This is a genomic window from Sphingobacterium kitahiroshimense (assembly GCF_025961315.1).
In the GTDB taxonomy this organism is placed as follows: domain Bacteria; phylum Bacteroidota; class Bacteroidia; order Sphingobacteriales; family Sphingobacteriaceae; genus Sphingobacterium; species Sphingobacterium anhuiense.
The window spans coordinates 4900680-4916867 of record NZ_JAOQNK010000001.1 but is presented as its reverse complement, the minus strand read 5'-3'; the positions used below and the strand labels follow the sequence as shown (position 1 = coordinate 4916867).

The window sequence follows — 16188 nt, the reverse complement described above, 5'->3', positions numbered from 1 at the left end:
ATGAACCTTAAAAAAACAACGATCTACATTATATATTGGTCGACCTAAGAATGATTAATTACATCTCCCATTAAAGGATCAGTCTTACTTGGCATCCCATTTTCAATATGTCCAGCAAATACAAAACAAAATTCTGGATCTTCTTTACAAGTTACCTCAAGATCATACCATCCATGGCTTTTGCTGAGGTCAAGTATTTTGGTACCTGAAAAAGATTGATCTAGCGAAAAAGGCTCAAAGCAACCATAATTCCGATCTTTAATCAAATAACTGTGTCCTTTATTAATCTTTTTCAGTTCCAATGCTATGGTGTTTTTTTTGTGATATTGTTTAACGATGATGGCATGTGGCTTTTCTTTATGCAACTTGAACATTCTGAAAAAGCCGTTAGGACCATGTAGCTCCATTTCGATACTATCTCCCTTTAATTGATCCATATGCCAAGCATACCTCAAAGGTTCATTTTCTTTAACCGCAAAATTCCAAACCTGACCTGCACCTACTTTTCCATAAGCCATTTGGGATCTAACCTGAAAAGGAACTCCAATTTTTTTCTTCGATTTAACAGGAACTTTAGTTTCAAAAGTAATTTCAAAACTATTATGTTCCAACTCTGCATTGACTTCCAATGCATATGGCAGTGCACATGCTGGTTTGATACCTTTCTCCTGTATAGCTTTTATTGAAGTTGGTAAACCTTTTTTACGAATTTGATCCAATTCTGAAGGTGCGATCTGTACAAATTCTGTTGGTAATTTCTTTGCACGTGCACTATAAATACGCTCTACATACTGATCCCGATTAACAGGAACTAAAGAATTAAGGGAAGTATCTGTTACTTTACGAAATACAGAATTTAAATCTCCACATACCAATCTTCTCCATGAGGAAATATTTGTTTCTTTGATATCTTTTCCTGTTTTCTGGAGTAGAAATTGTTCCAAGAACTGTAAACAAGAGGTATGATCGAAAACTTCCGAATTTACCCATCCGCCTTTAGACCAAGGTGAAGCAATCACTAATGGAACTCGAAATCCTAGTCCTATCGGGCTTTCCAGTTCCGAATCGGTTTTCCCTGTTCTTCTCCGCTCCTGTTCTTTAGTGACATATTCATCTGCCGTATGGATACCTACAGCAGTCTTTCCGGAATCTCTATTACCTTCCATTGGAGGGACAAATGGCGAAACATGATCGAAATATCCGTCATTTTCATCATACGTCAATATAAAGATTGTTTTTTTCCAGACCTCAGGATCCTTTGTCAAAATATCTAATGCTTCTGAAACATACCAAGCTCCATACCAAGGCGACCCAGGATGGTCAGAAAAACGACATGGGGCTACCAACCACGACACTGTAGGTAAGTTCTTCTCTTTAACATCTTTACGAAATTGATAAAACACATCTCCAGCAGGTACATCAACTTCCTGCTTACCCTGGCTATCTTCGTAAACCAATTTTTCTACCCGATGATAATCAGGATCACCAATATTAGTTACAAAAGCTTTTTTATGAATGGCCTGATGTAGATCGGATAACTTTTCGAAATTCTGTTTTGAAAAGCGCTGTAAATCTTGTTTTAGATCTTCAATTTGCTTTTTTAACTTAGATTCTTCCACTGAGTCTTTTAAACCGATCACATCTTTTTCTAGCTGTTTCAATTTGCATTCCATCCAGGTACGGTGCGCAGGGTGATAGCGGACACCGTATTGTTTGTGAAATTCCAGATTATTATCTGTAAAGTTGGCCAACCAGTCTTCTTCCTCACCTTCAAATCCGACAGGGATGCTCAGTTCGTTTTGATATACCTTCCAAGATACTCCAGATTCTTCTAACCGTTCTGGATAAGATTTCCAACTTACATCTTTGTAATTGATTTGGCCATTATCCACATGGGCGGTTGATTCAGGGTCACGTGGATTTTCGCGCACTGTTCCTGTCCAAAAATAGGAGCGATTAGCACTTGTCCCTGTCAGAGAAGAGCAAAAATGTTGATCACAGACAGTAAAAGCATCGGCAAATGCATAATAGAAAGGTAAATCTGCCCGATTATAATAGCCCATCGTAAGCGGCATAGCTTTATAATCTTTAATACCTGAACTTTTTGCTTCCAGCCAATTGTCCATCCGGCCATCATTACGCGCGGCTACCATATCTCGCCAACCATGTGGCAAAGAACCCATCCAAGTGGATTTACTATTAACAATATCTAAATGAAAAGGTGCAAAATATTCTCCTTTTTTATTTCCTTGTATCCAAACAGGAAGACCGTTAGGTAGTTTTAGTGCTCGAGGGTCATTAAAACCGCGCACCCCTTTGAGTGTACCAAAGCAATGATCAAATGAGCGATTCTCTTGCATTAAAAAGACAATATGCTCTGCGTCCATATAGGTCGATCCCAACGGTGCTTCAATAGCTAATGCGCGTTGAATTGATTCAGGTAACCAATTAACGACTGCTGTAGCGCCAGCTAATGCTGACGCTTTTTTTATAAATTGTCTTCTAGATTCCATTATTTCAACCACCAGGTCTGTAAGTTTATATTATCATTGCCTGCAAATTGACGTTTAATTGCTTCAGAGACTTGTACCGTATTATTATTGTATTCGTCTTGAGGATACATCCAACGGTAAGCAATTTTTACTTTATCGGCTTTAAGCAAACTTGGATAACCCGTTCTTAAATGATCAAAATATGCTGTATAGCCTCCTTGATGAAAAGAGCGTAAATATTTTTGCATAAGGATACGTTCCAATTTTTCTTCCGAAGTTTTTGCGTTATCCAAATTAACCATTTTTTGTGACAAATAACTTTCTAAACGTGATGCATCAACGTAGGTATTTAAATTTTTAGCATAATTCTCATAAAATTTAAAAGATGCCTTAATACCATTCACATAACAATCTTTCTCATTTCCTGTAATCCATCCTCTTACTATTGCCTCCGCTATTATAAATTGTAATTCTGAATAGCCTATCAGAACCAACGGTTCGGCAGTTGGATCTTTGTAAAAGCGCTCGTGTACCTTAGATAGTTTCCCTTTTACAGCTTTTTCATTGACTTCTGCATAAGGTACAATAGGATCACCGCCTTCATATGAACTAAAATCATCAAGTGCCTTACCCGCCTCTTTTCCTAAACGTGTTTGTGTGGCCAAAACAAATAAACGTGGATCTTTATGATCCTGCAATCGTTGAATAAAAGTGGAGTCCATATACATACCCGATCCATAACCACTTGAATTAAATTCGGGATATCGATTACCTTCTTGATTTAAAAAGATTAATTGTCCGTCCTCTGATCCTGTGGCATCAGCGATCAAAGTCTCTCCTTTATAAATCTTTGCAAACTCTGATTTAATATCTATAGGAAAGTCTGCACTTTTACGGGATAAAGTAAGTAATACTTTTAATCGAAATGAATTGATCAGCTTTCGCCACTTATCAGAATTTCCTCCATAAATAATATCTCCATTAATCGGATTGGTATTTGATTTCAATAAAGTATTTGCTTCTTCTAACTCCTTTAAGATTCCAACAAAAACTTCTTTTTGTGTGTCATACTTCGGCAGAAACATTTCAGAACTTTCTCCTTTTGCAGCTTCCGCGTATGGAATATCGCCAAAAGTCAAGGTTAAGTTATAAAAATAATATGCCCTAAAAAATTTGGCTAAAGCTTGATAATTATTATCAGTGATCTTTTCTGCCTCCTCAGTCATTTTAGTGATATTACGCAAAAAACTATACTGCTCAAAACTACCACGTTGCCAGTTATAAATTTGGTTGGCATTTTCACCATCTGTTTGCACAATCATTTTTAATGCATATAAAGGCGAAGTTCCATGCCAAGTCCTAAAGACATCCCATTCAACTTTTGTCAATAGCGCCTGCGGATGTGTTGTAGATGCTTCATTTGGATTAATATTGACATCTGTCAATTTTTTACATGACTGCAATCCTATTACAGTAAGCAGACCAAACCCTAGTATTATATGTTTGAAAACAAGTTTCATCTTATAGAATTGTTTAAAATTTAAAATCAAGAGATAAACCAATATATCGTGTAGATGGATCTTGCAGATTACCGTCATTCCCCACTCCAAAATCTGGATCTAGGTATGGTACTTTTTTCCACATAGCTAAGTTGTAACCAAATACAGACGCGTCTAATGTTTTCAGATGCTTCAATTTAAATAGTTTATTAACATCATAGCCAATCGATACTCGACGTAGTTTGACAAATGAACGATCAAATACATTGGCAAATAGTTTGTTTTCGGCTTCTGAGACACGAGCTTGATAAGGGTAATTTTGACTCCATGCCTGCCAATCTACTGCTCTGCTATTTTGAGCATAGGTACGTGTATCAGAGGTAATATTACCATTAACATCTCTAGTCAGCTCACCGCCGGTTACAACAACACCTTCAGGTACATAAATAGGTTTTCCAGCATCATATTCTTCTTGTCTGTACAATACTGAAGAAGGGTGTTTTCCTCCCCACCACATCTTTTCAATAGTAGTCGAATTCATAACCCCTCCAATAGATCCGTCGATATCTATATTGACCGTAAAATCTTTAACCTTAAATCTGTTCGCAAAACCAAATTGCCAATCGGGTTGAAAGTATCCTAGATACTGGGGAAACGGATTACGAATTGGCATACCTGTATTGGCATTAAGGACCAATTGTCCATCAGCTGATTTCTCCCAGACTGTTGCATAGTAGCTATCGGCACGATCACCAATTTTTAAGTTACCCATTTTAACCTGGTCTTTATAAATCTCTTCCAGTCTCTTTACTGCTCTCGACCAATTAACTGTTGAGGTCCATGAGAACTCTTGTTGTTTTATAATATTACCGGTTAAAGAGATCTCTAAACCTTTAGTGCGAAACTTGTTTGCATTAACTTTACGGGATGTGAAAGCTGAAGCTGCAGAAATACTTAAATCAATGATTTGGTTTTTATCAATAACCTCATAATATGTTACATCTGCTGATAATCTATTTTTAAATAATGCAAATGCGGCACCTATTTCTAAAGAATTAGATTGCTGTGGTAAGATATTAGGATTCACAATTCCTGCAGGATAAGTCACTGAAGGTGTAGAACCATAAGTTACATCTTTTTTATAAGTCGCTAAAATGCTATACGGATCTAAATCGGATGAAACTGATGCCCAAGAACTATATAGTTTAATAAAATCAATTTGCTCAGGTAGTTTAAAGTAGTCCGACACTACGGAACTTAGTGATACAGAAGGATAGAAAAAGGATTGGTTTTCTTTTGAGAAGGTAGATGACCAGTCATTACGTCCTGATAAATTAAGATATGTTGATTTAAATAAATTAAAATTTACAGTGGCATACGCACTTCTGACTATTTTTTCACTAAATGCACTTTCTGCTTTAACAGGTCCTTGCGTATTCCCTAAGCTGTATATAAAAGGTACTACTAATCCATCGGTCGTTTGATATAACTGACGGTATGTTTTTTTGAAAGTTGAAGCACCCGCATTGACGGTAAGCCCAAATTGATCTGAGAACTCCTTATTGTAAGTTGCCAAAACATCAGCATCAAAATTTAACTGATTACTATCCCAGTTTTTATAATCTCCATTTCTTGAATCACCATAGTTCATATAAGACTTAGGGCTTTGCATATCTTGAAAAACATTTTTTTGTCTGGCAGAAGCACGACCTTTTAGTGTAAAATCGGGCGCTACTTTCCAAGTTAATGCTGTCTGACCTTGCAACACGTCCTGGTCATATATTTGATTAAGTTCGTACGCTGCGAAATAAGGATTATTATACCATGCATAATTATAATTTGCTTGACGATATCCTTCTTGACCAGGAATATAGTGATGTTCGTTAAGCTCTTTGCCATTGACATCATTACCCATCCACAATAAAATGGTATACATATGATTTTTGGGACCATAGTTATACCGAGGATAATTAGGTGATTTAACTTTATTATAAGAAAGATTCAAATCCAACTGCACTTCTGGTCTAAAACGAAAAGATGTGTTTAAATTAAGACCTCCGGTCGTCAATTTTGTATTCGGCACCTGCCCTTTTTGAAAGGCATATTTTCCAGAACCAAATATGCTTACTTTTTCAGAGCGGTAAGATACCGTAGCATTATTTTCTGTAATCAATCCTGTTCCTAAGAAGTCTTCCAAGTTATCGTGTGACACCCAATCTGTTGGTATTCTTTCATAGCGTGATTTATCGTCGTATTTTGTACCTTTTACGTCGCCCCACCATGGTGTCACTTCACCTGTAACCTTATCTCGGATCGGACTATTCCATTGCGGTACTTTAAGTCCTGCATTTAGCTTTGGACCCCAAGCCATATCACCATCAGAAATACCCCCGTCTGCTCCATCCCAAAATTCGTATTTCCCATTTGATCCACTTCCAAATTCCTTTTGTGATTCAGGAAAAACGGTAAATCCTGCAGAAAACATGTTGGTGGTACCAAAAGAAAACTCTAAGTCTTCATTTTTAGCACTTTTTGTAGTAATTAATATGGCCCCATCCTTACCTCGTAAACCGTAAAGTGATGAAGCGGATGTACCTTTCAACACATTGATGTTCTCAATATTTTGACTTGGTATATCAAAAAAATCTGTTTCCACAGGAATACCATCAACCACGATCAATGGGGGTTTTCCACGCAATTGAAAAGAGGGTGCTTGGAAGATCCCCGTAGGGTTATTTACAATCAAACCTGATACCTGCCCTGTTAGCGCTGTCCCGATGTTCATGGTTTTCGACTCTTTTAAGACATCGACTTTCACCTCTTGTGTTGCATATCCAATTTGTTTTTTCTGTTGCTTGATACCAATAGCTGTTACAACTACTTCATCTAATTTTGATGCATCTTTTTCTAAGGTTATCTCTAGAGTAGCGTTTCTGATCTCTACAAATTGGGTCTTATACCCCAACGAAGAAATCCGAAGTCGATCTCCAACTTTTCCCTTAATAGAAAAATTCCCATTAAATTCTGTTCTTGTACTTTGTTTATTGGCTTCGTTTATGATGGTTCCCCCGTCTACAGGATTACCTTGCTGATCACGAATTACTCCTTTAATGAGTTCTTGATCTATTACTGTTCCAACAGGTGAAACAGAAGCAATTTTGTTTGCCCAAACCACTTCTGTCTGCACAGCATATAGAAGTGCTACACAGAGTGTCATTTGGGTACTTTTCTTAAATAATTTTAATGAGTATGGTTTCATCATGCTAAGCGATTTGGCGCAAAGTAATGATCTACATATTAAAGAAAAATGAAAGCAGTATTAAGTTTAAAAGGATAAAATTAAAGCAACGATAGGTTAACATACCAACCGATTTTTAACATTTAACAACCGTAAAATAGCACAATCAGAAAAATAGGTGTCTTACATGTTTTTGTTCAAGTCTATTTTCATAAATTTATACTTTATTAAAAAGCATTCCATCATGTTTGAAAAAGAAATATACGTCCACAGAAGAAGAGAACTAAGCTCTAAATTTTCATCAGGTGTTCTCCTTTTTTTAGGAAACATTGAAAATCCTATCAATTTTGAACACAATACCTATCCTTTCCGTCAAGACAGTAGTTTTTTGTATTATTTCGGGATCAAGAGTCCGAAATTAGCGGCTGTTGTCGATATCGATGCCGGAGAAACTCTTTTATTTGGTGATGAAATGACCATTGATGATATTGTATGGATGGGTCAACAACAAACTTTAAGAGAAAAAGCGCAATGGGTAGGAATCGCAGCAATTCGACCTTTTCATGAACTCCAGCCGTATTTGGAAAAAGTGCTTAAAAATAGTAATCAGGTACGTTACCTACCACCTTATCAAGCACACAACAAGTTATTACTTCAACATGTATTAGGCTTATCCATTGACCAGATCAAACCATCTGTCGAAATGATCCAAGCCGTCGTAACACAGCGCAATATAAAAGCAACAGAAGAGATCGCAGAATTAGAAAAAGCGGTGGACGTAGCTGTGGATATGCATCGTCTAGCAATCAAAATGACAAGGCCGGGTATGTATGAGTATGAAATCAGTAATGCTATTCAACATCTTGCACAAAATAGACAAATGTCATTTTCATACCCTCCCATTGTGACCAAACATGGGGAGATATTACACAATCATATCCAATATCATAAAATAAAAGCTGGTGATATATTGCTAAATGACTCTGGTGTTGAAACTGCGCTAGGATATGCATCAGATTTAACACGTTCATTTCCTGTAGGAAAAAGATTTAACCCGCTACAAGAAGAATTATACGCTGTTGTTTTAAATGCTTTTAAAACTGCTGAAGCAGCATTAAAGCCAGGAGTTGCTTTTAAAAACATCCATTTAAAAGCCTGCGAAGCACTTGCTGAAGGATTAATCCAAATTGGTTTCATGAAAGGAAATGCGCAAGATGCTGTTGCGGCACATGCACATGCTTTATTCTTCCAATGTGGTTTGGGTCATATGCTAGGACTAGATGTACACGATATGGAAGATCTTGGCGAACAATATGTGGGATACACCGCAGACGAGCCAAAAGACACCAAAACCTTCGGTATAAAATCCTTACGATTAGGAAAAAAATTAGAGGCAGGTAACGTAGTGACAGTAGAACCCGGTATCTATATCATACCTGAACTCACTCAAATGTGGGCACAGCAAAATTTGCATCACGAATTTATTAATTATGATCTGCTCAATAAGCACCTTGACTTTGGTGGTATACGAATCGAAGATGACTATGTTATTAAAGATTCTGGATATCATCGTTTAGGAAAATATCTAGAACGTGAACTCAATGAGATCTATGATCTCAAAGATCAAGGAACAGATTAGAAGCACCTAAGTAAAAATATACATGAAAAATATACGTATTATAATACTATTACTAATAGTATGCTACTTTCCAAATTTGCTATTGGCACAGCGATTTTGGGCAGAAGATGATGGACAATATTATGAATTCTCTGAAAAGGGTATTGAACTCATCAATCCCAAAAGTGCTCAACGCACGCTATTTCTAGCAAATAAATTGCTTGTACCTACAGGTAAAACTAATGCATTAGAGATAAGTCATTTTTCCATTTCGAATAATAAAGAACGTATTTTATTGTACACCAATAGCAAAAGAGTCTGGCGTGAGGAAACGAGAGGCGACTATTGGGTCTTTGACAAGAAAACAAACCAGTTGACTCAACTGGGCGCATCTTTCCCTGTGTCTCAACTGATGTTTGCTAAATTTAATCCACAAGGTACCAAAGTAGCATATGTGGTTAAATCCAATCATAATATTTATGTTGAAGATCTTGCAACAGGGGCAATAAAACAAATTACGACAGATGGTACTGATCGTATTATAAATGGAACATTTGATTGGGTCTATGAAGAAGAATTTGGATGCAAAGATGGTTTTAGGTGGTCTCCAGATGGAAATGCTATTGCCTACTGGAAACTCGACGCACGCGCTATTCGTAATTTCTTAATGATCAATAATACCGATAGTATCTACTCTTATACAATACCTATTGAATATCCAAAAGTGGGTCAAGCACCTAGCGCATGCACCATTTGGACTTACCAATTATCTACAGATGCAACGACACAGATACAAGTTCCTGGAGATGCTATTCAGCACTACATTCCAAGGATGGAGTGGAGTCTAGACGGCAAACAAGTCATCTTACAGCAACTTAATAGAAAGCAAAACGAAAGTAAAATTTATTTAATAGATGTTGCTACTAATAACGCTAAAAATATCCATAGTGAAAAAAATGATTCATGGATAGATATCAAATCACGTTGGAACAATAACGATCCAACCGGATGGGACTGGATTCAAAATGGCAAAGCTTTCATTTGGGTTTCAGAAAAAGACGGTTGGCGTAAGATCTATCAAATCGATCTTCAAGGCAATGAAAAATTAATCACGCATGCAGACTATGATGTCATCGATATTGAATTGTTCGATGCAAAAAGAGAAATGATTTATTTCAGTGCTTCACCGAATAATGCAACACAAAAATATCTTTATTCGTTATCAACCAAAGGTGGAGCTCCAAAAAGACTTACACCAGAATCATTTTCAGGAACTTGTGAATATGATATTGCCAAAAATGGGCAAATCGCGATGTTCAATTTTAGTAACAACAAAACAGCCAAGAGCAATGCTTTAATTGAATTACCAACCCACAAAACTTTAGTCGATTTCAGAGGTACAATAAGTAAAAAGCCTGAAGATGGGATAACTGAATTTTTCAAAGTAACAACAGCAGATGGTGTTAGTTTAGATGGTTGGATGGTCAAACCTTCGGATTTCAATCCCAACAAGAAGTATCCCGTAGTTTTCATGGTGTACGGCGAACCTGCTTCACAAACTGTATTGGACAATTTTAGAGCTGGTATGAACAGCTTATATAGTGGCAATATGTCTAAAGACGGTTACATCTACATTTCACTGGAAAATAGAGGTGCACCTGCCCCCAAAGGTACAGAATGGCGTAAAAGCATCTACCGAAAAATCGGACAGCTCAATATCAGAGATCAGGCATTGGGAGCAAAAGAAATACTTAAATGGTCTTTTGTAGATAGTTCGCGGATCGCAGTATGGGGCTGGAGCGGTGGAGGTTCCAGTACTTTAAATCTATTGGGACAATATCCCGAAATCTATAAGACAGGGATAGCTATTGCTGCTGTTGCCGATCAATTATTGTATGATAATGTTTATCAAGAAAGATATATGGGTTTACCACAGGAAAATTTAGAAGATTTCCAGAACGGTTCACCACTAAAATATGCCAAAAATATCAAAGGTAATCTTTTGTACATTCATGGCACTGGAGATGATAATGTACATTACCAAAATGCAGAAGTTCTCATCAATGAACTCGTTAAAAACAATGTGCAATTTCAGTTCATGTCTTATCCAAATCGAAGTCATTCCATCAATGAAGGAGAAGGAACTTCTCAACATCTGAAAACTCTGTTTACAAATTATTTAAAACAGCATTGTCCTCCAGGTGCAAGATAAAAATCAAATAACTTTAACATAAGAAAAAGTCGATATCTTAAGATATCGACTTTTTTTATAAATCGTTAACAAGCATGAATAAGATTACATATTTGAATCCAACCAATTTACAAAGGCGCATTTAAACGTAGTGGGAATACATTTTAACATTTTTTTAACAAAAAACACAAAAACAAAGACTACTTATCAGGTGGATTTTATATATTTGCATCATTAACAATAAATAATGAAAAAACACAGTACCTGTATGTACATAAAACGAATGCTTCTAGGAGGTACTTTAGCTTAATGATACACAACTATCTCCTATAACAAAAGACTCCCTAACTTCATATATTACATCTTATTAACATGATAAAACATACAACAAATTTTGTCGTAGCAGCAGCGCTTTGCCTCAGTTCAAGCGCACTATATGCACAATCTACCATAAAAGGAAAAGTAGTTGACGAGCGCAATACAGCCATTCAAGGCGCTACTATTACTGATATTTCAAGTAAAAAGCAGGTTCAAACAGATGTAAATGGTTTATTTGAATTTCCGTCAAACGAAAATACGGTTACACTACAAATACAATACATTGGATTTGAAACTAAAACGATTCAAGCAAATATTTCAGGCTTAAATACGATACAGTTATCACCTACTAGTTCACAGCTTAACGAAGTTGTTGTAACTGCATTAGGTATATCAAGAGAGAAAAGATCTTTGGGATATGCTGTACAAGAAGTAAAAGGAACTGAGTTACAAACTCGCCCTACCAATGCGTTAAGTGCATTATCAGGAAAGGTTGCTGGTCTTCAAGTTACAACTTCAGGTGGAAATATGGGCGGTTCATCCTCCGTCTTGCTCCGCGGCATCAATTCAATCTCAAACAATAACCAGCCTCTCTACGTAGTTGATGGTACGCCTATTGACAATACAGACTTTAATTCAAGTTCTACAATCAATGGTAGCGCGGGAAAAGATATAGGTAACATGATTCAGGATCTTAATCCAGATGATATTGAAAATATCTCTGTATTAAAAGGGGCGACAGCAGCAGCACTATATGGATCGAGAGCAGCAAACGGTGTTATTATGATCACCACAAAACGTGCATCAAAGGGTGAAAAGGTCGAAATATCTCTTAATACTGGTATTGACTTTGAGAATATTACCAGATTGCCCAAAAGACAACATCTTTACGGCCAGGGTTATTCGACCAATTTTCAAACTCAGAAAATCAATGGAAAAGATTATAAGATTGTCGATTATGCTTCCGATGAAAGCTGGGGTCCAAAACTTGATGGAACACCGGTGTTACAATGGTATAACCTCAACCCTGAAGATGAAGCGAATTATCTGAATCCAACACCTTGGCTTTATCCAAAAAATGATGTTAGCTATTTTTTCAGAACTGGAATAGCTAATACCAACAATTTTGCCATTGCAGGTAACAGTGGTAGCACCAATTACCGCTTTTCATACACCAATAAAAATGTAGAGGGTACCACCCCGAATTCAAGTTTGACACGAAATGCATTTAATTTTTCTGGTGGCACACAATTGGGAAAAGTCAAAATAACCTCCAATTTTAATTACATCCGTAACTCTTCTATAGGCCGCCCATGGACTGGTGCTTCCAATAGAAATATTATTCTTGAAGCTTTCCAGTGGGGTGCAGTACAAGTCGACTATAAAATACTTGAAAACTACAAACGTGCAGATGGAACACCATTAGCTTGGAACCGTACAGGCTGGCAAAATACACCTGCTGCTGAAGCAACTCGTTTTATCGACAATCCGTACTGGTCAGCATATGAATCTTACATGGAAGACAGTAGAGATCGTTTCTATGGAAATATCGGAGCTGAATACAATGTGAATAGCTGGTTAACCGTGGGAGCAAAGGTACATGGTGATATCTATTCATTGCAAGCACAGGACCGTATTGCCGTATACTCGCGAAGCACATCGCAATATGAAGAAACAAACAATAAACTCAATGAGTATAATTATGAGTTTATAGCGACTGCTAAAAAGAACTGGGATAAATTTTCACTTGTGGCATTTGCTGGTGGAAATATCCGAGACAAAAGCTGGCAAAATAACTATGCTATAACCCAAGGAGGATTAATTCTACCTAATTACTATAATTTAAAAAATGCAAATTCTGTTAAAATAGATAATTTCAAATATCACAAACGCATCGCTTCAGTTTTTGGAAGTGCCTCTTTTGGATATAATGATTTATTTTATTTAGATGCTACAATTCGTAATGACTGGTCCTCAACGCTTCCTTCTTCAAATTGGTCCTATATTTATCCATCTTTAGCGGGAAGTTTTGTTTTTAGTAATCTAGAACCATTTAAAAATTTGCCATGGTTAAGTTTTGGTAAAGTTCGATTGGGTTGGTCGGATGTAGGTAATGATACGGAACCATATCAACTTGCAAAATTGTATGAGGCAGAACAATCTTTTGAAGGTTCCCCTTCTTATACAGCACCAGCAATAAAACCAAACGATCAACTTGTTCCTGAACGGACAGGATCATGGGAAACGGGTATCAACTTTCAGTTATTCAAAAACCGTCTAGGTTTGGACGTTACGTATTACAACAACACGACAAGAAATCAAATTTTCCCAGTTCCAGTATCTTCGTCTTTTGGATATGAAGCCAAATGGCTTAATGCAGGTAAGATGAATAATAAAGGTATCGAAATTGTTCTTAATGGTACTCCGATCAAAACAGAAAACTTTAGTTGGGATGCAACAATAAACTGGGCAAAAAATAAAAACAAAGTTGTTAAACTAGACGACCAAGTCAATACGCTAAATTTAAGCAATTCCTTAGTCCAATTAGTGGCAAGAGAGGGACAATCTTACGGTCAATTTTTGGGTAATGATTTTGTTTATGCTTCCGATGGACAACGTGTCATTCAAGCAGATGGCACCTACATGAAGACCTCACAATTAGTACCATTAGGATCAATTCTTCCTGACTTTACTTTTGGTTTTCAAAATAGCTTTCATTACAAAAACTTCAATTTAGGATTTCTAGTATCCGGTCGTGTTGGAGGTAAATTCTTCTCACAAACCTATAAGGTAGGTATGTATTCCGGTATTCTGGATAAAACAGCCGCCAATAATATACGTGAAACAGGAATTGTACTTGATGGAGTTAAAGGTGACGTTGCATTTAATAGCGATGGGACATACGATGTAACTAATATTCAACAAAACACAACTAATATCACTGCTCAACAATGGGCACGTAATGAATACAATGGTCCGACTACATTTTCAATTTTTGACGCTACATTTGTTAAATTAAGAGAAGTTACCTTAGGTTATAATTTCAAATTGACCAATACCAAAGTCATTAAAAATATTGGTGTAAATGTCTATGGCCGTAATCTTTGGAATATTTATACCAAAAGTAAATACATTGATCCCGAGTTTACTTCCAGTGGCGGTAATGTCCAAGGCATTGAAGGAGGAAATATTCCTTTGCCTGTCACTTATGGTTTCAATTTGAATCTTAAATTCTAAAAAAATGAAAATAATTAATATATTATATACTTCAGTAATCGGTATTTCAATTGTTGCATCTTCATGTTCGAAGTCTAAATTTGCAGAGATCAATACCGATCCCAATCGTCCCACTTTTGTAACAACACCGACATTACTAGTGACGGCCGAAAAACAATTAGTGAATGCGCTACGCAGCGAAGATATCAGTTTAAGAGGGGCACAATTATTTTCGCAATACTTTGCACAAAATATTTACACCGATCAGTCTCGCTATCAAATACCAACAAATTACTCAGATAATTATTGGACAGCAACTTATAAATCACTAAATAACCTGAATGAAATTATTAACCTCAATTCAGATGAAAAAACGAAAGCAACTGCTTCAGCAGGAACAGCAGGTAGCAATGTCAATCAAATTGCCATTGCGCGCATTTTAAAATCTTATGCTTTCCACTCATTAACTGATGTGTTTGGTAATATTCCGTATCAATCCTTTGGTAACGCTGATCCAGATTTTCAGGCTTTGCAACAGAATCCGGATAACTTGACTCCAAAATATGCTAGTCAAGAAAAGATTTACAAGGATATCCTCACTGAATTGCAACAGGCTGCAGATACTTTAATCAAATACCAAGGGGATAAAACTTTTGGTACGTCTGATGTTATTTATAAAGGTGATAATGGAAAATGGGCTAAATTTGCGAATTCTCTTCGTTTACGTTTAGCGACACGCATCAAAACAAAAGATGCCAACTTAGCAAGCATTCATATTAATGATGCTATAAAAAAAGGCGTATTCACTTCCAATAGTGACAATGCGACATTTAAGTATTCAAAAACTTCACCAAATGAAGCACCATTATACCGCGCCACAGTTACGGCAAATAGAAAAGATTTTGCGCTTTCTAATGTCATCGTAGAAGCTTTACAAGGGAAAAGAGGTCCATTTACAATCGTAGATCCTAGACTAACTAAATATGCAAAACCAACGACTGAAAATGGTAGCTATTTTGGCCAGCCATATGGATTACCTTTAGCTGCCGGCAATTTATTTCCCCTAGACAAGATTTCTTTACCTGGAGATATTATCAATGCAGCAGATTATGCTGAGGTATTATTGGAGTATGCAGAAGTTGCCTTCTTATTATCCGAGAACAACAATTGGGATCAAACTCAATATATCAATGGTACACGTGCATCCTTAGAGAAATGGGGGGTGGCTGCATCCGACATTACTGCTTACTTAGACAAGCTGCCTGCAGCTAATAAAGAACGCGTACTATCACAAAAATATTTAGCTTTATTCAATCAAAGCGTTGAATCATGGTCTGAAGTAAGACGTACCGGTTATCCTTTATTCTTAATTAAAAAGGGAGATGTGGTATGGAGTGGTACTGTAGATGGAAAGCCTGTTATCTACACTTTCAATCCTGAAATCGGAGATGCTATCCCTAGTCGTTTGGTTTACCCGATTAAAGAGCAAAGCACCAATAAAGTCAACTATCAGGCTTCGCTTGCACAACAGGGCGATGATGTGATTACGAAGAAATTATGGTGGAACAAATAAGTGATTCCTAATTTTCTTAAAACAAAGCCAATCTGAAAAGGTA

At 36.7% G+C, this 16188-nt stretch carries 7 protein-coding genes; 4 read left to right on the top strand and 3 right to left on the bottom strand.

From position 1 onward, the window contains the following. Positions 1 to 44: 44 nt before the first annotated feature. The 3 genes from M2265_RS21340 to M2265_RS21330 are packed head-to-tail and all read right to left on the bottom strand — an operon-like array spanning position 45 to position 7253. The gene (locus tag M2265_RS21340; protein WP_206368417.1) at positions 45 to 2513 is read right to left on the bottom strand and encodes a phosphocholine-specific phospholipase C; all 2469 of its coding nucleotides are present in this window, start codon (positions 2511 to 2513) and stop codon (positions 45 to 47) included. Then, positions 2513 to 4012, bottom strand: coding sequence for a SusD/RagB family nutrient-binding outer membrane lipoprotein (locus M2265_RS21335; RefSeq protein ID WP_132770848.1), 1500 nt, complete (start codon positions 4010 to 4012; stop codon positions 2513 to 2515). The genes M2265_RS21340 and M2265_RS21335 overlap by 1 nt, the downstream gene beginning before the upstream one ends. A gap of 13 nt (positions 4013 to 4025) precedes the next feature. Then, complete coding sequence (locus tag M2265_RS21330) at positions 4026 to 7253, bottom strand: SusC/RagA family TonB-linked outer membrane protein (protein WP_206368414.1); 3228 nt, start codon at positions 7251 to 7253, stop codon at positions 4026 to 4028. 220 nt (positions 7254 to 7473) lie between these two features. Here M2265_RS21330 and M2265_RS21325 point away from each other — a divergent pair, with 220 nt between their 5' ends. The 4 genes from M2265_RS21325 (at position 7474) to M2265_RS21310 (ending at position 16145) form a co-directional block, all read left to right on the top strand. Beyond that, positions 7474 to 8868 (top strand): aminopeptidase P family protein, encoded by a 1395-nt coding sequence (locus M2265_RS21325; protein WP_132770849.1) that lies wholly within the window; start codon positions 7474 to 7476, stop codon positions 8866 to 8868. A 22-nt stretch (positions 8869 to 8890) separates the two neighbouring features. Further along, positions 8891 to 11059 (top strand): S9 family peptidase, encoded by a 2169-nt coding sequence (locus M2265_RS21320; protein WP_132770850.1) that lies wholly within the window; start codon positions 8891 to 8893, stop codon positions 11057 to 11059. Positions 11060 to 11410: 351 nt separating this feature from the next. Further along, on the top strand, positions 11411 to 14593 hold the full coding sequence (locus M2265_RS21315) for a SusC/RagA family TonB-linked outer membrane protein (protein WP_132770851.1): 3183 nt from the start codon (positions 11411 to 11413) through the stop codon (positions 14591 to 14593). 4 nt (positions 14594 to 14597) lie between these two features. Beyond that, positions 14598 to 16145, top strand: a complete 1548-nt coding sequence (locus M2265_RS21310) for a SusD/RagB family nutrient-binding outer membrane lipoprotein (protein ID WP_132770852.1) — start codon at positions 14598 to 14600, stop codon at positions 16143 to 16145. Positions 16146 to 16188: the final 43 nt, after the last annotated feature.